At 70.4% G+C, this 19237-nt stretch carries 17 protein-coding genes and 1 tRNA gene; 12 read left to right on the top strand and 6 right to left on the bottom strand.

The features are described 5' to 3' along the window. The first annotated feature begins 17 nt into the window (after nt 1-17). On the top strand, nt 18-1406 hold the full coding sequence (locus tag VHA73_03905; GenBank protein ID HVX17155.1) for an FAD-linked oxidase C-terminal domain-containing protein: 1389 nt from the start codon (nt 18-20) through the stop codon (nt 1404-1406). A gap of 28 nt (nt 1407-1434) precedes the next feature. Here the strand turns inward: VHA73_03905 and VHA73_03900 are convergent, their stop codons facing one another. From VHA73_03900 to VHA73_03890, 3 genes are read right to left on the bottom strand one after another with little or no spacing between them, the layout of a single operon-like run. Beyond that, nucleotides 1435-2019, bottom strand: coding sequence for a VOC family protein (locus VHA73_03900; protein ID HVX17154.1), 585 nt, complete (start codon nt 2017-2019; stop codon nt 1435-1437). Nucleotides 2020-2041: 22 nt separating this feature from the next. Then, nucleotides 2042-3292: a CoA transferase gene (locus tag VHA73_03895; protein ID HVX17153.1), complete on the bottom strand. Its 1251-nt coding sequence runs from the start codon at nt 3290-3292 to the stop codon at nt 2042-2044. Beyond that, nucleotides 3285-4310 (bottom strand): hydroxymethylglutaryl-CoA lyase, encoded by a 1026-nt coding sequence (locus VHA73_03890; protein HVX17152.1) that lies wholly within the window; start codon nt 4308-4310, stop codon nt 3285-3287. The genes VHA73_03895 and VHA73_03890 overlap by 8 nt, the downstream gene beginning before the upstream one ends. A gap of 137 nt (nt 4311-4447) precedes the next feature. Here VHA73_03890 and VHA73_03885 point away from each other — a divergent pair. From VHA73_03885 to VHA73_03850, 8 genes are all read left to right on the top strand, one after another. Further along, a tRNA-Cys gene (locus VHA73_03885) sits at nt 4448-4522 on the top strand. Between the two features lie 223 nt (nt 4523-4745). After that, a complete protein-coding gene (locus VHA73_03880; protein ID HVX17151.1) occupies nt 4746-5192 on the top strand; it encodes a PaaI family thioesterase in 447 nt (148 codons plus the stop codon). Between the two features lies 1 nt (nt 5193). Beyond that, nucleotides 5194-8229: a proline dehydrogenase family protein gene (locus VHA73_03875; GenBank protein ID HVX17150.1), complete on the top strand. Its 3036-nt coding sequence runs from the start codon at nt 5194-5196 to the stop codon at nt 8227-8229. Continuing rightward, nucleotides 8229-8987: a hypothetical protein gene (locus tag VHA73_03870; protein ID HVX17149.1), complete on the top strand. Its 759-nt coding sequence runs from the start codon at nt 8229-8231 to the stop codon at nt 8985-8987. The genes VHA73_03875 and VHA73_03870 overlap by 1 nt, the downstream gene beginning before the upstream one ends. Beyond that, complete coding sequence (locus VHA73_03865) at nt 8984-9358, top strand: EthD domain-containing protein (GenBank protein ID HVX17148.1); 375 nt, start codon at nt 8984-8986, stop codon at nt 9356-9358. Before VHA73_03870 ends, VHA73_03865 begins: the two co-directional genes overlap by 4 nt. A 32-nt stretch (nt 9359-9390) precedes the next feature. After that, nucleotides 9391-10584 (top strand): amidohydrolase family protein, encoded by a 1194-nt coding sequence (locus VHA73_03860; protein HVX17147.1) that lies wholly within the window; start codon nt 9391-9393, stop codon nt 10582-10584. Between the two features lie 49 nt (nt 10585-10633). Then, the gene (locus VHA73_03855) at nt 10634-12106 is read left to right on the top strand and encodes an aldehyde dehydrogenase family protein (GenBank protein HVX17146.1); all 1473 of its coding nucleotides are present in this window, start codon (nt 10634-10636) and stop codon (nt 12104-12106) included. A gap of 19 nt (nt 12107-12125) precedes the next feature. Further along, on the top strand, nt 12126-13232 hold the full coding sequence (locus VHA73_03850; protein HVX17145.1) for a Zn-dependent alcohol dehydrogenase: 1107 nt from the start codon (nt 12126-12128) through the stop codon (nt 13230-13232). Nucleotides 13233-13389: 157 nt separating this feature from the next. On the opposite strand, the gene VHA73_03845 is transcribed toward VHA73_03850, so the two are convergent. The 3 genes from VHA73_03845 to VHA73_03835 all read right to left on the bottom strand — a co-directional run bounded on the left by VHA73_03845 (nt 13390) and on the right by VHA73_03835 (nt 15869). Then, on the bottom strand, nt 13390-14211 hold the full coding sequence (locus VHA73_03845) for a dienelactone hydrolase family protein (protein HVX17144.1): 822 nt from the start codon (nt 14209-14211) through the stop codon (nt 13390-13392). 87 nt (nt 14212-14298) lie between these two features. Continuing rightward, nucleotides 14299-15216, bottom strand: a complete 918-nt coding sequence (locus VHA73_03840) for a TIGR03619 family F420-dependent LLM class oxidoreductase (GenBank protein HVX17143.1) — start codon at nt 15214-15216, stop codon at nt 14299-14301. Between the two features lie 11 nt (nt 15217-15227). Next, nucleotides 15228-15869 (bottom strand): Lrp/AsnC family transcriptional regulator, encoded by a 642-nt coding sequence (locus tag VHA73_03835; GenBank protein HVX17142.1) that lies wholly within the window; start codon nt 15867-15869, stop codon nt 15228-15230. Between the two features lie 164 nt (nt 15870-16033). Between VHA73_03835 and VHA73_03830 the strand changes: the two genes are divergently transcribed. The 3 genes from VHA73_03830 to VHA73_03820 are packed head-to-tail and all read left to right on the top strand — an operon-like array spanning nt 16034 to nt 19224. Next, entirely contained in the window at nt 16034-16906 is an 873-nt protein-coding gene (locus VHA73_03830) for a hypothetical protein (protein HVX17141.1), read from the top strand. Continuing rightward, complete coding sequence (gene hppD, locus VHA73_03825; protein HVX17140.1) at nt 16903-18030, top strand: 4-hydroxyphenylpyruvate dioxygenase; 1128 nt, start codon at nt 16903-16905, stop codon at nt 18028-18030. The genes VHA73_03830 and hppD overlap by 4 nt, the downstream gene beginning before the upstream one ends. 27 nt (nt 18031-18057) lie before the next feature. Next, on the top strand, nt 18058-19224 hold the full coding sequence (locus VHA73_03820) for a homogentisate 1,2-dioxygenase (protein ID HVX17139.1): 1167 nt from the start codon (nt 18058-18060) through the stop codon (nt 19222-19224). Nucleotides 19225-19237: the final 13 nt, after the last annotated feature.

Genomic DNA, 19237 nt, shown 5'->3' with positions numbered 1-19237 from the left:
CCAGTGAGCGCGAACCCATGACCGGCGACCTCGCACCGCTCGGTCCGTTGCGCCGCGAGCGAGTGGTCGACGCGCTGCAGGCGGCCGTGCCCGCCGGCGCCGTCGTCACCGACCCCGACGTGATGGAGCAATACCGGTACGACCGCGCGATGACCGTGCAGCCGGGCTCGCCGCTCGCGGTCGTTCGTGCCGGGTCGACGGCTGACGTGCAGGGCGTGGTGCGCGTGGCCGCGGAACATCGGGTCCCGCTCGTCACCCGCGGCGCGGGTACGGGGCTGTCGGGTGGGGCGAGCGCGATCGACGGCTGCATCACGTTGTCGACCGAGCGCATGCGCGCCATCGAGATCGATCGGCTCGCCATGACGGCCACGGTGCAGCCCGGTCTCTTGAACGCCGAGGTGAAAGCTGCCGCCCGAGAGGCCGGCCTGTGGTACCCGCCGGATCCGTCCTCGTTCGAGATCTGCTCGATCGGCGGCAACCTCGCGACCAACGCGGGCGGGTTGTGCTGCGTGAAGTACGGCGTGACGACCGATTACGTGCTCGGCCTGGAAGTCGTCTTGGCGGACGGCCGCGCGGTGCGGCTGGGCGGGTCGACAGTGAAAGACGTGGCCGGGTACGACCTGAAGCGCCTCTTCGTCGGTTCGGAAGGCACGCTCGGTGTGATCACCGAGGCCACCTTGCGCCTGCGGCCTCGGGTCGCCGAGCTCACGACCGTCGCGGCGACGTTCGCCTCTGTGGTCGACGCCGGCAGGGCCGTCACCGCGATCGTGTCCGCGCTCCGGCCGCGGGCCCTCGAGCTGATGGACGGTGCGGCGATCGCGGCCGTGGAGCGGGTGCAGCCGATGGGCTTCGGCGCCGGCGTCGGCGCGTTGCTCGTCGGCCAACTCGACGGTCCGCGCTCGGAGTCCGATGCGGTGGCCGAGAAGTGTCGCGTGGCCGGCGCGGTCGACGTGGTGATCAGCGACGACGAGGTGGAAGGCGAGTTGTTGATGGCGGCGCGGCGCATGGCCATCCCATGCGTCGAACGGCTCGGCGCGGTGTTGATCGAAGACGTCGGCGTGCCCGTCGACCGGGTGCCCGACTTGGTGGCGGCGGTGGCCGAAGTGGCCGACCGTCACGGCATCGACGTGCCCGTGATCGGCCATGCGGGCGACGGCAACTTCCACCCGCTGGTCACGTTCGACCCCTCCGACGACGATGCGCGGCGCAGGGCCGGGCAGGTGTTCGACGAGATCATGGACGCAGCCCTCGCGCTCGGCGGCACCATCTCAGGCGAGCACGGCATCGGGTCGCTCAAGGCCCGTCACCTGGGCGCGCAGCTCGGCCCAGACGTGGTGGATGTGACCCGGGCGATCAAAGCTGCGCTCGACCCCGCGGGCATCCTCAATCCGGGAAAGTGGATCTGAGCCGCGACCGAGTCGGCGCGACGGGCGTTCAGCCGACCGGTTGCGCGGCGGCCGCGGCTCGGGCTGCTTCGAGGTCGGCCGCAGTGCGCGGCTCGTGGCTGACATCGCCCTCGCCGAGCCGGCGGGTCCACGACGCGAACTCGAGCAGGATGCCGTCGGGGTCGAAGAAGTACATCGACCGCACGAACACGCCGTCGTACATCTTGTCGGACACGCCCCACTCGCTGTCGTCGTGGAGCATCGGCTCGGACACCGCGACGCCCTTGGACTTCAGCCGCTCGTAGTACTCGTCGAACTTCTCGTCGGGCACGTCGAACGCCAAGTGGTTCATCGACCCGATCGCGCTCGTCAGGCCCCCGTCGGCCGGCAGGCCAGTCGGTGCGGACACGCCGGGCGCCCCGTCGGGCGCGTCGGGGAACCAGAAGAACGCCACGCAGTCGCCGTTGCCGATCTCGAAGAAGAAGTGCTGGCCCATGCCGGCTGGCAACTCGATGGTCTTGACCAGGGGCATGCCGAGCACGCCTTGGTAGAAGTCGACCGTGCGGGCCATGTCGCGGCAGACCAGCGCGACGTGATTGACCCCCCGGATCTCGAACTCCTTGTTCTCAGCCATGTGGTGCCCCCTAGGCAGTTGGTCAGATGAGGCCGGCGTCGTGGAGGCGATCGAGCTCTGCCTCGCTCACGCCGGCCAGATTCGTGAGGATGTCGCGGGTGTCCTGCCCGAGCGCCGGCCCGGTGGCGCGGACGGAACCCGGCGTGGCGGTGAACTTCGGGACGATCCCGTTCATCGGCACGTCCCACCCTTGGTGGGAGCGCCGCCGCAACACCATCTTGCGCGCTTCGAAGTGGGGATCGGCCAACATGTCGGGCGCGGTGAAGATGCGCCCCGCCGGCACCCCGTGCTCGTCGAGGATGTCGAGCGCCTTGTCGGCGGTGAGCGACCGTGTCCACTCCGAGATCCGCTCGTCGAGCTCTTCCATGTGCTCGCCGCGGGCGCTGTGGGTGGCGTAGCGCTCGTCGGTGGCCAGCTCGGGCTGGTCCATGGCGGTGCACAGGCGGCCGTAGACGGTGTCGGCGTTGGCGGCGATCAGGATCTCCGACCCGTCGGCCGTCGGGTAGACGTTCGACGGCGCGACGCCCGGCAAGACGGAGCCCGACCGACCCCGGATCACGCCCGCAAGCTCGTAGTCGGCGAGCGTGGACTCCATCAGCGCGAACACCGCCTCGTAGATCGCCACGTCGACCTCTTGGCCGCGGCCGGTGCGCTGCGCGGCGGTGTACGCGGCAAGGCCGCCGATGACGCCGAAGACCGCGGCGAGGGCGTCGCCGAGCGACACACCCGCGCGGGCCGGTGCGCGGTCGGGGCTGCCGGTGGTATGACGGATCCCGCCCACGGCCTCGCCGATCGACCCGAACCCGGCCGCGGTGGCGCGCGGGCCGTCCTGGCCGAACCCCGAGATGTGCACGGTGACCAGCCGGGGGTTGCGGGCGGCCAGGTCGGCGTGGCCGAGGCCCCACTCGTCGAGGCGCCCTGGCCGGAAGTTCTCGATCACGAGGTCGCACGAAGCGGCGATCTCACGAACGAGGGCGCGGCCTTCCTCGCGACGCAGATCGACAGTGACCGACCGCTTGTTGCGGGCGATGGCCGGCCACCACAGCGAGTCGCCGTCGCGGGTCTGACCCCATGCGCGCATCGGGTCGCCGACGCCCGGCGGCTCGATCTTGATCACCTCGGCGCCATAGTCGCCCAGCAACTGACCGGCGAAGGGCCCGGCGATGAAGCTCCCCAACTCGAGGACGCGCACGCCGGTGAGCGGGCCATCGACCAACGGATCGGGTGAGGACGCCAGGTCTGCGTCCGTGTCGTCGGGCGTGTCCTCAGCCATCGGTCGCGATTGTACGCAATCGGCCGTGGGGGGTTCCCCGGAAGCGAGGCCCGGCGACGCCGACATGGCTGGCCACGGGGCGGCCGACGAGCACGCAGGCCAGCTCCGCGGCCCTCACGAGGTGGTCGACGTCGAGGCCGGTCGACACGCCGGTGGCTTCCAAGGCGTGGGCGAGGTCCTCGATTGCGAGGTTGCCGGACGCGCCCGGCGCGAAGGGGCAGCCGCCCAGCCCGCCGACGGTGCCGTCGATCCGGTCGACGCCCGCTTCGATCGCGGTGAAGGCATTGGCGATCGCCAGCCCGCGCGTGTCGTGCAAGTGCACGCCCAACGGTGTGCTCGGCGCCAGCCCGCGAACCGCCTCGACCTGCGCGCGGACCTCGGTGGGCACGGCCGTGCCGATCGTGTCGGCCAGGCCGATCCCGGCGACGCCGGCGGCCAGCGACGCTTCCGCGGCCCGAACGACGTCGCCCGCGGGCACGGGGCCTTCGAACGGGCAGCCGAACGCGGTGGCGAGCGTGATCTCGACCCGTGCACCCTCGGTGCCGGCCAGCGCCACGATCTCGCGGAGCGCCGCGAACGAGTCGGCGACTGATCGTCCGGCGTTCTCGAGGTTGTGGCGCTCGGACACCGACACCACGAACTGCAGGTCGCGCAACCCCGCGGCCAGTGCGCGCTGTGCTCCCCGGGTGTTGAGGACCAGACCCCATCGAACCGGCACGTCGTCCGCGTTGGCGGTGGGGGAGGTGCCGGTGCGGTGACACAGCTCGTCGGCGTCGGCCATGGCCGGCACGCGGTCGGGACGCACGAACGAGGTGAGCTCCAGGTCCCGGACACCGGCAGCGACGAGCGCTTCGTACAGCGCCACCTTGTCCGTGGTGGCCACGACCCCCTCGTCCTGCAGCCCGTCGCGCAGCGTGACGTCGCGCAGCGTCAAAGCTCCTGGAGTGGTCGTCGCGTCGACTGGTGCCGCGGCTGCTTCGCCGTCGACGTTGTCAGCGCCATTTCGTTCCTGTTCCATGATTGCATACAATCTAGCAGCGCCCGTGCGTCGCCAGGCCCGGTCCAGCTGGGGAGACCGGGACGTGCCGGCGGCCGTGCCGCCTCCCGGTTGCGTGCGAGTGGCCCACCCGGTGCCCACTAGAGTGACCCACCCCAGGCGGTGTGGCCGAGTGGCTCAGGCAAGGGCCTGCAAAGCCCTGTACGCGGGTTCGATTCCCGCCACCGCCTCCAACTCTCTGACGGTGACTTCCCCGTTCCGCGGAAGCGCCGCCAGACGCACCGCGAGTGACGATCGAGGCGGGGTGAGAACTGCGGTGCCGCCGCAGGTAGCGGCTACGTCGGTGAGCCGGGACCTGTTGTCATCTTCGGTCGACTTCCTTCGGGGCCGCCGCGCGGACGGTGTGATGCGGCATGCTGGCTGCGAACCGAACGCGTCGTGAAAGAGGTCCCGCTCGTGAGCCCCGACCACGCTGCCGCCGAGGAACCCGTCACGGATCCCGCCGCACTCGAGCGGCTGGTCGCGCTGATGCCGTTCGCGGTCGAGCTCGGGCTTCGGTTGCGGTCCGTCAGCAAGACCGAAGTGGTCGGGGAGCTCGACTGGGCACCGAACCTGTGCACCACGGCGGGGCTGTTGCACGGCGGGGTGCTGATGTCGTTCGCCGACAGCCTGGGTGCGGTGTGCGCGTTCGGGAACCTGCCCGAAGGTGCCAGCACCGCCACCATCGAGTCGAAGACGAACCTGTTCCGCGGCGTGCGCGGCGCCACGATCGTGGGCACCAGCACGCCGCTGCACGTGGGCCGCACGAACATCGTGGTGCAGACCGACGTGCGCGACGACCGGGGCAAGCGGGTCGTGCTGGTAACCCAGACCCAGGCCGTGATCCCTGCGGGTGGCGCGTGAGGTGACCCTCCCGTCCGAGGCCCGGGTCGCCGAGCTGGCACGCCAGCTTGCGGCCATGGGGGAGCGGGAGACCAGTGGGGTGTACCGCCGGTCATTCGTGTCGGACCGGATGATGGCCTGGGCGATGGCGCGCCCGGCGTTCAGAGCCCAGCTGTTCCGCTTCGTCGACGCGTTCCCTGCCATGGTCGACGACGACGACATCGCTCGCCACTTGCAGGAGTACTTCAGCGGCGACGCGCCCTGGTTGGTGGAGCACGGCGTCGACGTGGCCGCGAAAGTGCCGTTCGGCCGGTCGGTGTCGGCCGGCGTCGCACGGCGGAACATCCGGGCGATGGCGGAGCAGTTCATCATCGGCTCGACCGCAGAGCAGGCCGTCGACCGCGTGGCCCGCATGTGGAGCGCGGGTCGGGCGGCCACGGTCGACGTCCTGGGAGAAAAGACGGTGGTGGCGGCGGATGCCGATCGGTACGCGGCGCGAGCATCGGAGCTGATCACGGCGCTGGCCGACGCCGCTCCCGGATGGGCGCCCGACGATCACCTCGACCACGACGGCAGCGGCGTCGTGCCGCGGGCCAACCTCAGCGTGAAGCCGAGCGCGCTGAGCGTCCACTACCACCCGCTCAGCAGGGCCGGAGGTCTGAGCGAAGCCGCGGCGCGCTTACGTCCCATCCTGAGCATCGCCCGTGACCGCGGCGCCACCGTCCACTTCGACATGGAGCACCACGAGTCGAAGGACCTCACACTCGACTTGTTCCGCCAGCTCCTCTCCGAGGAGGAGTTCGCAGCCGTCGATGCCGGTGTCGTGGTGCAGGCCTACCGGTGCGACGCCCGCGACGACCTCGCCGATCTCGTGGCCTGGTCGGCCAAGCGCGCCGGTGCGGTGCCCGACGCGCAGCCGATCCGCATCCGTCTGGTGAAGGGCGCGTACTGGGACACCGAGACCATCCGTGCCGAAGCGGCGGGCTGGCCGTCGCCGGTGTTCGCACAAAAGGTCGAGACGGACGCCAACTTCGAGCGGCTGGTGCGGATCCTGCTCGACCACCACGGCGAGGTGCGACCGGTGGTGGGCAGCCACAACCTCCGTTCACTCGCCTACACGATGGCGTATGCGAAGGCGAACGGGATCGACGACCGGGCGGTCGAGATCCAACTGCTGAACGGCATGGCGGAGCCGATCCACGACGCGGTCGTGAAGATGGGCTACCGGCTTCGCGTGTACTGCCCGGTCGGGGAGCTGGTCCCCGGGATGGCGTACCTGGTGCGGCGTCTGCTCGAGAACACGTCCAACGAGTCGTTCGTGCGCCATCGCTTCGCCGAGGGTCAAGACCTCGACCGCCTGCTCGCGATGCCGGCGGTGACGTCGATCCCCGAGCCACCACGTGCGGCGCGGCGCGCCGACACCGACCCCGCCGATCCCGCGCCGTACGCGCCCGAGCCGGTGCGTGAGTGGCACCGGCGCGACGTGCGGACCGACTTCCAGGCCGCCCTCGACCGGCTCGACCGCGACCTGACAGGACCCGGCGGTGAGCCGTTCGTGGTACCGGCGGTGGTCGACGGTGAGGCGATGGCGACCACCGACGCGATCGACTCGGTCGATCCTGCCTGCCCGCCGGTGGTCGTGGCGCGCAGCGCGTCGTGCGGCATCACCGAGGCCGACCGTGCGATTGCCACAGCGGCGGCGGCGGCGCCCGCTTGGCGGGCGACCCCCGTGGCCGAGCGCGCGGCGACGCTGTTCCGCACCGCCTCGTGGTTCCGGCACCGCCGCGACGAGCTGGCGGCGCTCGAAGTGCGCGAAGCGGCCAAGCCGTGGGCGCAAGCCGATGCCGACGTGTGCGAAGCCATCGACTTCTGCGAGTACTACGCCCGGGAGATGCTCCGGCTCGACCGTGGCGGGGCGGTGCAGTCGCCGCCCGGCGAGGTCAACGAGTTGCGCTACCGCGGCCACGGCGTGGCGGTGGTCATCTCACCGTGGAACTTCCCGCTGGCGATCCCCACCGGCATGACCGTGGCTGCGCTCGTGGCCGGGAACCCGGTGGTGCTCAAGCCGGCCGAGCAGACGCCCGCGATTGCGGCGCGGTTGGTCGAAGCGCTGTTGGCGTCGGACGTGCCGCCGGGGGTCATCGGGTTCGTCCCGGGCATCGGCGAAGTCGTCGGCGCCCACCTCGTTGCCCACCCAGACGTCGCCACGGTCGCGTTCACCGGCTCGCGTGCCGTGGGCCTGGCGATCAACGCGTCGGCGGCCGTCCACCGAGCCGGCCAGCGCCACCTGAAGCGCGTGATCTGCGAGCTGGGCGGCAAGAACTCGGTGATCGTCGACAGCGACGCCGACCCCGATCAGGTCATCCCGGCCGTCGTCGACTCGGCCTTCGCGTTCGCGGGCCAGAAGTGCTCGGCGTTGTCGCGCCTCATCGTGCACGAGGCCGCGTGGGACGCGATCGTGCCCCGGCTCGTCGACGCGGTGGCCGAGCTGCACGTGGGCCGGCCGTCAGATCCCGAGACGGTCGTGGGCCCGGTGATCGACGCCGAGGCAGCCGCGCGCCTGGCCGGCGTGGTCGATCACGCCGGCGAACACTCCGACGTCGCCCTGCATCGCGCCGACGTCCCCGACGGCGGCTGGTTCGTCGGCCCCACCGTGTGCACCGACGTCGATCGAGCCAGCTCCTTGTGGCGCGACGAGCTGTTCGGCCCGGTGCTCGCGGTGGTCCGGGCGTCGTCGTTCGACCATGCCCTCGAGCTCGCCAACGACACCGAGTACGCGCTGACCGCTGGGGTGTTCTCGCGGTCGCCCGCGCATCTGGCGCTCGCGGCCGAGCATCTGGAGGCGGGCAACGTCTACCTCAACCGGGGGATCACCGGCGCGGTGGTGGGACGCCAACCCTTCGGCGGGTTCGCCATGTCGGGCCTCGGCTCGAAGGCGGGCGGTCCCGACTACCTCCTCCACTTCCTCGACCCGATCGCCACCTCGGAGAACACCTTGCGTCAGGGCTTCGCGCCCGAGCCCGCAAGTGATGGTCCGCGTGATAGTCCACAGGGTTGATGGCCGACGACCCAGTGACTGACGACGCGCCGGGCGCGGACGACCAGCCGCGCGCCTGGCCCCACCGGCCGCCGCCGTCGCCGCCGCACGAGCACCGCCCCGACGCGTTCATCCCCGAGCACCCCAACGCGCCGCCGGCCGCCGCGCCGATCTGGGTCGGGAGCGCGCCCGACTGGACGCCTCCGCCCCCCGCCGAACCGTTGCCCGGCCCGCCGCCCGCGATCGCGCCGCCGCCTGCCCCACGGGTGCCGGAGCCCGCGCCCACCCGGCCGCGGCGTCCACGACCCGACCCCCGGCCGGGCGGGCCGTCGGTATCGGGATCGGTGCTCCTCGGTGCGGTCCTCGTGATCCTCGCCGGGGTGGCGTTGGTGGTGGCCGCCTTCCTGCCCTGGGTCGTCGGCACGGGCATCGAAGTCGATGGCTGGCACGCCACGAGCGACGCCAAGTTCTTGCTGGGCGCCGGCATCGTCGCACTGGCGGTCGGCTCGTTGATCGTGGGATCGGTGCCGGTGAGGTGGCCGCGGGTGCTGATCTTCGTCGGGGCCGCGGCGACGCTCGCGCTGGCTGCGTCCGACATCGTCGACGCCAGCCACGTGGCGAACGTGCAAGTACCGTCGCCCCACGCCGGTAGCGGTCCGTGGCTGGCGCTCGTCGCCGGTGCGGTCCTGCTGGCGTCGTTGTGGTTCGTCAGGGCCCGGCCTTCCGTCGAGCGCGAGCGAGCGGGTACGCATCCGGAACGGACGGAGGTTGCGGGGTGATCAAGTTGATCTGCTTCGTGAAGCGCAAGCCGGGGCTGTCACGCGAGGAGTTCCACCAGCACTGGTCGAAGGTGCACGGCCCGCTCGTGGCCGGCTCCGAGTCGGGCAGCTACGTGTTGCGCTATGAGCGCAACGCCCGACCTCTCGGTGACTACGACCGCACCGGGATGCCCGACGGGCCCGACGGCTGCACGATCCAGTGGTTTGCCTCGATCGAGGACTTCTGGGCCTCGACCAGCGCCGCCGACTACGCCGAGATCGACGCGGATGTCGCCACGTTCATCGACACCGACGCCCTGCAGTGGATACTGACCGAGGAGCCCGACGTCGTGATCGATCGGCTCGGAGATGGCCCGGTCCGCCGAACCTGACGGGTCGTCAGATCGACGGTAGGCTCCGGCCCATGTCGGAGTTCCCCAGGATCATCTCCGTCGATGACCACGTGGTCGAACCGCCCAACGTGTGGGTCGACCGCTTGCCGAGCAGGTACGCGGAGGTCGGGCCGCGCATCGTGCGCGCGCCGGTCAAGGAGATCACGTTCGTCGGCGGCAAGTTCGCGCCGGTGATGGGCACGGATGGCGACGACGGGCCTGTGGCCGATTGGTGGATCTACGAGGACCTGCACCGGCCGCTCGTCCGCGTCGACTCCGCGGTGGGCGTCGACCGCGACGACGTGACCATGCGCGGTGTCACGTACGAGGAGATGCGACCCGGTTCGTACTCGTTGCCGGACCGTCTCGCCGACATGGACACCAATTGGACCGAAGCGCAGCTCTGCTTCCCGACGTTCCCGCGATTTTGCGGCCAGACCTTCACCGAGGCGAGCGACAAGGACCTCGCGCTGTTGTGCGTGCAGGCCTACAACGACTGGACGGTCGACGAATGGTGCGGGCCGTCGCAGGGCCGGCTGATCCCGCTGATCATCGTGCCGTTGTGGGATGCCGACTTGGCGGCCACCGAGGTGCGGCGCATGGCTGCCCGCGGCGTGCGCGCGGTGTGCTTCAGCGAGATCCCGCCGTTCCTCGGTCTGGCGAGCATCCACTCGGGCTACTGGGACCCGTTCTTCCAAGCGTGCGAGGAGACCGACACCGTCATCCACATGCACATCGGGTCGTCGTCGAAGATGCCGTCCACCTCGCCCGACGCCCCGGCGGCCGTCGGCTCCACGCTCACGTTCGTGAACGCCAGCTTGAGCCTCGTCGACTGGCTGATGTCGGGCGTGTTCACCCGCTTCCCGAAGCTCGAGATCGCGTTCTCCGAGGGCCAGATCGGCTGGATCCCCTACGTGCTGGAACGCGCCGATGTCGTGTGGCGTGAGAACCGGGGCTGGGGCGGCGTGGCCGACAAGGTGTTCGAGCCGCCGTCCGACCTGTTCCGCAAGCACGTGTACGGCTGCTTCTTCGACGACCCCAACGGCTTGGCGCTGCTCGACAAGATCGGCCGCGACCGCGTCACGTACGAGAGTGACTATCCGCACTCCGACTCGACTTGGCCCAACACCCGCCAGATCGCCGAAGAACAGATGAAGGGGCTCGACGAAGTCACGGTGGAGATGCTCGTGAGGGGCAACGCCAAGCGCCTGCTCCGCCTCGACTGATCGCTTCGCCCCGCCTCGACCGCCCGTACCGATTCGCGAAAGAAGGACGATGACCGACCACACCATCGGCTCCGGCCCGTACCGCCAGCTCATCGGAGGCCAGTGGGTCGAGGGCGCCAAGGGCACGTACCCGATCATCAACCCCGCCACCGAGGACGTCGTCGGCGAGGCGCCCGAGGCGTCGGTCGACGACGTCGAGGCGGCGGCGGCCGCCGCCAAGGAGGCGCAGCCGAAGTGGGCGGCGCTGCGGCGCGAGGAGCGCGCGGAGCTGTTGCAGAAGGTGGCCGACGAGCTGAAGGCCCGTTCGCGCGACTTCACCGACCTGGTGATCGCCGAGACGGGCGCCACCCGGATGGTCGGGTCCACGATGCAGGTGCCCCAAGGCGCGGCCCGGTTCGACTACTACGCCAAGGCGGCCCTGCAATCGGTCGACATCCCGCTGCCGCCGCAACCGATGCCCAACACGGCCCTCGCCCCTGGGGGCCTGATCGGCGCGGTGGTGCACCGCGCGCCGGTGGGTGTGGTGGCCGCGATCACCTCGTACAACTTCCCGGTCACGAACATGGCCGGCAAGCTCGCCCCGGCACTCGCCGCCGGCAACGCGGTCGTGGTGAAGCCCGCACCGCAGGACCCCTTGGCGTGCATCGAAGTGCTGCGGGTGTGCCACGAAGTCGGGATCCCCGACGGCGTGGTCAACATCGTGACCGGCTCTGGCGCCGAGGCCGGCGCGGCGCTGGTCGGGTCGCCCAACGTCGACATGGTGTCGTTCACCGGCTCCAGCCACGTCGGCGTCGCGATCGCCACCGAGTGCGCCAAGACGTTCAAGCGCTCTCTCATGGAGCTCGGCGGCAAGGGCGCCTGCCTCGTGCTGGAGGACGCCGACATCCGCGCTGCCACCACGGGCCTGGCGAGTGTGTGGGGCTTCCACTCGGGCCAGATCTGCACCGCGCCCACCCGGGCGATCGTGCACCGCAGCCGTTACGACGAGCTGGTCGGGGCGCTCACCGCGGCGTCGGCCAAGATGACCGTCGGCGACCCGCGGGAGAAGACCACGGTCGTCGGCCCGGTCATCACCGAGACGCACCGCGACCGCGTCGAGGCGCACTTGCAGCGCGGCATCGACGAAGGTGCCGAAGTGCTGCTCGGCGGCGAGCGACCAGCGATCGACAAGGGCTTCTACGTGGCACCGACGCTGATGCTGTCGGACAACACCACGTTCGTGGCCCGTGAGGAGATCTTTGCGCCGGTCATCGTGGTCATCCCCTTCGACGACGAGGAGGAGGGCATCGCGATCGCGAACGACTCGCCATATGGCCTGTATGACTACGTGTACACGTCCGACATGGCCAAGGGGTACGCGATCGCGCAGCGCCTCGAAGCCGGCAACGTCGGTATCAACACCGCGCAGCGCAACCACGAAGCGCCGTTCGGCGGCTTCAAGATGAGCGGGGTCGGCCGCGACGGCGGCATGTTCGGCGTGCACGCGTACACCGAGATGCAGAGCATCGTCTGGCCCTCGTGAGGGCCGAGAAGGGGAGCACATGAAGGGGCTGGTCTTCCTCGGCGACGGCGTCGTCGAGTACACCGAGGAACTGGAGCTGATCGAGCCGGGGCCGCGCGAGGTGGTCGTGCGGATGGTCGCCGCAGGCGTGTGCCACTCCGACGTCAGCGTGATGAACGGCACCATCCCGTGGAAGCCGCCGTCGGTGCTCGGCCATGAAGGCGCGGGAGTCGTCGAGGAAGTCGGCGCGGAGGTCCGATCCGTGCGGGTCGGCGACCACGTGGTCGTATCCACGTTGGCCAACTGTGGCGTGTGCCCCAAGTGCCAGACGGGTCACCCCACGCAGTGCCGCAAGTCGATCGGCGTCATCAAACAGCCGTTCCTGTACAAGGGCGAGCCGGCGTCGAACTTCGCGGCCACGTCGTCGTTCGCCGAGCGGACCATCGTGTCCGAGGTCCAAGCGGTTCCGATCTCCAAGGACATCCCACTGACGTCGGCGTGCCTGATCGCGTGCGGGGTGCTCACCGGGGTGGGCGCGGTGTTGAACCGCGCCCGTCCGGCACCCGGCCAGACCGCGGCGGTGTTCGGCACCGGCGGCGTGGGGCTCAACGTGATCCAGGGCTTGAAGCTGGCGCAGGCAGGCCGGATCATCGCGGTCGACACCAACCCGGCCAAAGAAGCGCTGGCCCGTCAGTTCGGCGCCACCGACTTCATCAACGCCGCCGACACCGATGCCGTGGCGGCCATCCGCGAGTTGTTCCCGTTCCACCCGAAGATGGTGGTCGGCCCGCTCGGCGCAGGTGGGGTCGACTTCGCGTTCGAGTGCATCGGCAACACCAAGGTGTTGCGCCAGTGCATCGACTCGATCGACTGGGGCGGCTACGCCGTTGCGGTCGGTACGCCGGGACCGACCGACGAGTTCTCCTCGACGGTCGGCGCGCTCGCCCAAGTCGACCGCGGGATCATCGGCTGCCGGTACGGCAGCTCGTGCCCCCAACACGACGTGCGGCTGTACGCCGACTGGTACACCCAGGGGAAGCTGTTGCTCGACGAGCTGGTGACCGAGACGTATCCCCTCGAGAAGTTCCACACCGTGGTCGAGGACATGGAAGCCGGCCGTCTCGCCAGAGGCGTCCTCGAGTTCTGACCCGCAGATCCCCGAACGGGGGGGGGAGATCCGGTCGCTTGGCGCCGCTGAGCGTCCCCCGAGCTCGGCGCGCGTGGTCAGATCCGGAGTCGGTCGGACGCCGCCAGGTTCGGTTGCGGGCAGCGAACCCGAAGATTCGGCGGGCGTGTGGTGGGGATCAGCTGGTGAGCAGGCGGGTGCGGAACAGGTCGAGCACCTGGTCGAGCGTCGCGCGGGTGGCGCTGCCGGGCTCGTCGATCAGATGCTCGGTCACGACCGAGTGCGGGCGCATCTTCGAGTCCGGGTTGGCGTCGCTGTCCTCTAGCTCGACGGCCACGAATGCGTCGCCGAGCTCGCGGCGCAGGAAGTCGAACCGCTCACCCGGTGACATCGGGTCGCTCTTGAAGCGCATCCCGAGGACTTGGAGCCCCTCGGCTGCGCAGCGGTGTTTCACCACCGCGAGGTCGTCGGGGGAGATGTCGATCGACGCCTTCCGCTTCTTGGTGATCGCCGCCGGCATCGACGGTTGCGACAGCACAGGCGCCAAGATGCGGTCGTCGGCGGCCATGGCGAGCGCGAATCCACCCGTGAAGCACATGCCGATGGCGCCGACGCCCGGCCCGCCGCACCGCTCGTGCTCGTCAGCGGCGAGCGCCCGCAGCCACGAGATGACGGGCGAGGTCCGGCCGGTTGCCAGCACCGTGAACTCGCGGCTGATGCAGGTCGGGATGATCGACGACGTGAGGTACCCAACCGTGCGGAGCATGCCGTGCGCCTTCGGGTCCGGGTCTCGCCCGGGGTCGCCGTACAAGTGCGGCATGACCGCGGTGCAACCGATCGCTGCGACCTTCCGGGCAAAGTCGGCGACCTTCGGCGTGATGCCCGGCATCTCCGCGATCACGATCACGGCCGGGCCGGTGCCGAGCCGGAACACCTTGCGAGTCTTCCCGTCGTGCGTGAACGTTGTGTGCTCGAAGTCGTGCAGCTCGTCGTCAGCCATGGCGCCGCACCGTACCGGTCGCGCGGCGTCGGCGGCGACGTCATCGGCGGCTGCGGCGGCGCGGGCTCCGCCGGTGTGGCGACGCGGTCAGCTGGTGAGGACGAGCGGCCAGACCTGCTCGCCGAACGCGTGCAGCTGGTCGGCCTGCTCTGCCACGTCGCGCGAGACCATCCGCACCTGCACTTGGTGCACGCCCAGCTCGCGGTAGTCGCGCAAGTACGACGCGATGCGCTCGGCCTCGCCCTCGAGGCAGGGCCCGGTGTCCCACTCGGGGGTGCCGACGTGCACCGGCCCGGCGATCGCACCGATCGCGAACGGTCCCGACCGACCGGCCGCGGCGCGGTGTGCACGAAGCTGCTCGATGGCCGCGGGCATGTCGCGCTTCAACGTGCCTTGCGGCAGCCACCCGTCACCGCGCTCGGCGGCACGGCGGATCGCAGCCGGTGCGGAGCCGCCGACCCAGATCGGTGGACGAGGCGTCTGCACCGGGCGTGGCGCGACGTGCATGCCATCGACCGACACCTCACGGAGTTGTCGGTCGATCCCGTCGATCGCCGCGTCGAGCAGCGCGCCGCGGCGGTGGAAGTCGATGCCAAGGGCGTCGAACTCGGCCTCCACGTGCCCGGCGCCGACGCCGATCACGATGCGCCCGCCCGACAGGCGATCGAGGGTGGCGAACGCATTGGCGGACACCAGCGGGTGGCGGTACGCCGCCACCCACACATGGCTGACCAGATGGACATCGGTGGTGCGCGCGGCCAAGTAGCCGAGCGTCGCGATGGTGTCGTACCACGTGGCCCCCATGGTCGGGACCTTGTCGTCGGGGATGGCGACGTGGTCGCAGACGGCCACGTACCAGGCCCCGGCCGCTTCGGCTGCCCGGGCGATGGTGGCCAGCTCCTCGGCGCCCGCCGTGCGCTCCCAGTCCTCCACGAAGATCTCGCTCTGGGCCTGGATCGGGAGCTGGATGCCCCACACGATCTGCCCGTCGGTCAGCTCCAGCACCCTGCGCCCACTCAGCTCTTGCGGCCGCGGGGACCGCGAGTCAGGCCTGCCCGCCGCGCGGGGACGTTCCCCGAGGTCGGTGTCTCCGGGCTGCTGCGGCGGCGTCGGCCCGCCTCGTTGCCGTCGGTCGCTGCGGCGGGTCTGGCGGGCGCGTTGTTGGTGGCGGGCTGTACCGGCGCTTCGTCGACCACCATCTCGACGATCGGCAGGACCCGTGTGCGGATCTGGCTGGTGAGGGCGATCTGCGTGGACGTGCGACGGATGCCCGACACGGACAACACGCTGGACAGGACTTCCTGCAAATGCTCGTTCGACTGTGCGACGACGCGGCAGTGGAGGTCGCCGGGTCCTGTGGTCGAGTGCGCCTCGATCACCTCGGGGATCGTCTCGAGGTGCGCCACGACCTCGGCCAGCCCGCCTTGCGCGATCTCGAGCGTGACGAAGGCGAGCACCCCGTACCCCAGCGCCTCGAGGTCGAGGTCCGGACCGAAACCCGCGATCACCCCCCGGGACTGCAGCTTGTCGAGGCGGGCCTGCACGGTCCCCCTGGCCACCTGGAGCTGGCGGGCCAGCTCCATCACGCCGCTGCGGGGAGACGCCGCGAGCGCAGTGATCAGCCGGGCGTCGAGCTCGTCGATCCCCGTAGGCAACATGAGCGAACCGTACAGCAAATCTGGCGAGAGAGGTGACAGATTGTGCAGCAGATCGTAGAAGTGTTGACGGGATCTACGAGTGCACCTTCACTGGACTGCACAGATCGTCGGAATTCGCGGTCCTCGGCAGTGTCGCGGTTGGATCGCCGAAAGGGGGAGTCTAAATGACCAGCGTTCCAGTGCTGACGGGGCCGGTCGACTCGGGCCTCGGGTCCTTCCGGGCGGAGGTCGACCAGTTGGTGGACACGCACCCGGTCGTTGTCGACAACGTCTACACGCGTTGGTTCGCGGCAGGCGACGCCACGGTCGACCAAGTCCGCCACCTCACCGTGCAGTTCTCGGTCTTCAGCCACTTGTTCATGGAGGCGGCGCTCCGCAAGGTCCTGAACGCCCCCACCCTCGAGGCGTACCACGCCGGCAAGGAGATCCTCCTCAACGAGTTGGGGGTCGTGTTCCGTCCGGCCCGCGCTCCGTCGAGGCTCCCCAGTGACGACGTCGACCCGGCGCTGCTGTCGACAGAAGGCAGCGTCGACGGTGGACGCTTTCGCTTCGGTGCCGCCCACTTCGAATGGCTGCTCCGCTTCGGTGCCCCGCTGGGTCTCGGATTCGCCGACCTCGGCAAGCGGCGCCTGGCCACCCCCGCGACCCGGTTGTTCTGCGACGAGCTGCTCCGCTGGTACGGGTCCGACGACGTGTGGGAGGCCGAGGGCGCCAGCTATGCGGTCGAGCACTGGGCGGCCGCCGGGTTCTGGAAGGAGCTGATCGACGGGCTCCAGCGCTTCGCGGCACGAGCTGGTGTCGACCTCCCGCTCGCCTTCTGGACGTGGCACGACAAAGTCGAGGACCAACACGCGGGCCACACCGAGGCCGAGCTGGCCGAGCTGTACGGCACCGAGGGGTTCGACGGCGTGGCCTTCCTCCGCGGCGCGGCGCACATGCTCGACGGGGTGCAGGTCTTCTGGGACGGACTCGAGACCGACCGTCGGGCGGGCCCGCTGCATCCGCGCGACGGGCGCGTCGCGGAGCCCGTCCGATGACCGCCATCCGACATGCCCGCGCGGCTGGCGGTGCACCGTCGGCCCCCCGGTTGAAGGCGCTCGACCACCTCGAATGGTGGGTCGGCAACGCCCGGGCGTTCGCCGGCTTCTTGTGCTCGGCGTACGGCTTCGCGCCGACGGCGTACGCCGGGCCCGAGACCGGTCGGCCGGACACCGCCACCTATGTGGTCGAGCAGGGCTCGATCCGCTTCGCGGTCACCAGTGCGCTCGGCCCCGATTCGCCGGTGGCCGATCACGTTCGACGCCACGGCGATGGCGTGAAAGTCGTGGCGTTCGCGACCGACGACGTGGCCGGCGCGTGGGACGCGCTGGTCGCGAGGGGTGCCACGCCGGTCGCCGAGCCGACCCACGTCGGCGATCGCCACGGCACCGTCGCGGAGGGGTCGGTGGCGACGTTCGGCGAGACCGTCCATCGCCTGGTCGATCCCCACGACTACTCGGGCCCGTTCCTCCCTGGCTTCGAGCGCGCCGATCTGGTCACGCCGGTCGGGCCGGACGTCGGACTCGGTCGCATCGACCACACGGTCGCCAACGTCGAGCGCGGCACCCTCGACCGGTGGGTGCAGTTCTACGAGGACGTGTTCGGGTTCCGTCGACTCCAGCACTTCGAGGCCGACCAGATCGCCACCGAGTTCTCGGCGCTTCGTTCGACGGTGGTGTGGGACGGCGACAGCGTCGTGTTCCCGATCAACGAACCGGCCGACGGGCGCAAGAAGAGCCAGATCGAGGAGTACCTCGACTACTACGGCTGCCCGGGGGTCCAGCACGTCGCGATGACCACGCCGGACATCGTGGCGTCGGTGCACGCCCTGCGGGCCCGCGGCGTGCGCTTCATGGACGTGCCGGACAACTACTACGACGACGCGCGGGCCCGGATGGCTGGCCTCGATCTGCCATGGGATGCGCTGGCCGGCGCAAGGGTGTTGGTCGACCGGGACCACGCGGGTCACCTCCTGCAGATCTTCACCGAACCGCTCGGCGACCGCCCCACGGTGTTCTTCGAGCTGATCCAGCGCGAGGGCGCCACCGGGTTCGGCGAAGGCAACTTCAAGGCGTTGTTCGAGGCGATCGAGCGGGCGCAGGCGCAGCGCGGCAACCTGTAGCCGCGCAGGCCCGGGCCGGAGGTGGACATGGCAACGAACTTGCCGCAGTGGCAACAGGGAACCGTCACCCGGCAGGCCCATGTCGGGCTCCCACCGGGCACGGTCGAAGACGAGCATGGTCGCGGTGGCTTCAGCGGGCCGGCGTCGCACTTGTATCGCCTCCACGCGCCGACCGGGTGGACCTCGGTCGACGGGCCCGCCGCCCATCGCGCCTGGGACACCACCCGCATCACGAACAGCGCGATGCGGTGGCCACTGTGGCTGCTCACCAACGGGCAAGTGGCCATCGGCGTGTTGCACTTCGAGCCGGGCGACCCGGCCGGCGACGCCGCCGAGTTCCTCCGCGATGCCGACGGCGACCTCTGCTGGTTCGTCCACACCGGTGTCGGCGTGCTGGCCACGGAGTACGGACCGCTGCACTACCAACCGGGTGACTTTCTGGTGGTCCCGCGTGGCACCACGTTCCGCTTCGAGCCGGCGCAGTCGACGCACTTGCTCGCCGTCGAGGCGATCGGTTCGCGGTTCGACCTCCCCGATCGCGGACTGCTCGGTCGGCATGCACCGTTTGATCCCGCCATCCTCGAAGTCCCCGAACCGGCGCCCATCGATGAGTCCGGCGACTTCGCGGTGGTGATCAAGCGCGACGGCGAGAAAACCGTGGTCCGCTACCCGTTCCATCCCTTCGACGTGGTCGGTTGGAAAGGCGACGTCGCTCCGATGCGGCTCAACGTGGCTGACCACCGACCGATCGTGTCGCCCCGCTACCACTTGCCACCGTCGGTCCACACCGACTTCGTGGCTGACGGCCTGGCCGTCGGGGTGTTCGCGCCGCGGCCGCTGGAAGAGGATCCCGACTCGGTGCGGCTGCCGTTCTTCCACCGCAACGTCGACTGCGACGAGGTGATCCTCTACCACTCCGGGCAGTTCTTCTCGCGAGCCGGCATCGGTCCGGGGATGTTGACGTTCCACCCGTCGGGTCTGCACCACGGACCGCAGCCCGGCGCGGTCGACCGTGACCGCGCCGCGGCGGAGGCAGCCCGCGCGGGCGACGGCAAGGTCCACGTGCGCACGGACGAGTACGCGGTGATGATCGACGTGTTCCGGCCGCTGCACCCCGTGCCTTCCGACGCGGCCGCGGCGGCCGAAGTCGAGGGGTATGTGGCGTCGTGGTCGAGCGAACCGGCCAATCGCTGAGACGGGTGGTCCG

This window comes from Acidimicrobiales bacterium (assembly GCA_035547835.1).
GTDB lineage: Bacteria > Actinomycetota > Acidimicrobiia > Acidimicrobiales > Iamiaceae > DASZTW01.
Note: the sequence above shows the minus strand (reverse complement) of the source record. Positions and strands in the feature narration are given on the sequence as shown.

What these genes read in the sequence shown, in the direction of transcription:
- VHA73_03850 (HVX17145.1), top strand. Translation starts at nt 12,126, where the DNA reads ATGAAGGGGCTGGTCTTCCTCGGCGACGGCGTCGTCGAGTACACCGAG.
- VHA73_03855 (HVX17146.1), top strand. Translation starts at nt 10,634, where the DNA reads ATGACCGACCACACCATCGGCTCCGGCCCGTACCGCCAGCTCATCGGA.
- VHA73_03870 (HVX17149.1), top strand. Translation starts at nt 8,229, where the DNA reads ATGGCCGACGACCCAGTGACTGACGACGCGCCGGGCGCGGACGACCAG.
- VHA73_03900 (HVX17154.1), bottom strand. Translation starts at nt 2,019, where the DNA reads ATGGCTGAGAACAAGGAGTTCGAGATCCGGGGGGTCAATCACGTCGCG.
- hppD (HVX17140.1), top strand. Translation starts at nt 16,903, where the DNA reads ATGACCGCCATCCGACATGCCCGCGCGGCTGGCGGTGCACCGTCGGCC.
- VHA73_03830 (HVX17141.1), top strand. Translation starts at nt 16,034, where the DNA reads ATGACCAGCGTTCCAGTGCTGACGGGGCCGGTCGACTCGGGCCTCGGG.
- VHA73_03905 (HVX17155.1), top strand. Translation starts at nt 18, where the DNA reads ATGACCGGCGACCTCGCACCGCTCGGTCCGTTGCGCCGCGAGCGAGTG.
- VHA73_03845 (HVX17144.1), bottom strand. Translation starts at nt 14,211, where the DNA reads ATGGCTGACGACGAGCTGCACGACTTCGAGCACACAACGTTCACGCAC.
- VHA73_03895 (HVX17153.1), bottom strand. Translation starts at nt 3,292, where the DNA reads ATGGCTGAGGACACGCCCGACGACACGGACGCAGACCTGGCGTCCTCA.
- VHA73_03835 (HVX17142.1), bottom strand. Translation starts at nt 15,869, where the DNA reads ATGTTGCCTACGGGGATCGACGAGCTCGACGCCCGGCTGATCACTGCG.
- VHA73_03820 (HVX17139.1), top strand. Translation starts at nt 18,058, where the DNA reads ATGGCAACGAACTTGCCGCAGTGGCAACAGGGAACCGTCACCCGGCAG.
- VHA73_03860 (HVX17147.1), top strand. Translation starts at nt 9,391, where the DNA reads ATGTCGGAGTTCCCCAGGATCATCTCCGTCGATGACCACGTGGTCGAA.
- VHA73_03890 (HVX17152.1), bottom strand. Translation starts at nt 4,310, where the DNA reads ATGGAACAGGAACGAAATGGCGCTGACAACGTCGACGGCGAAGCAGCC.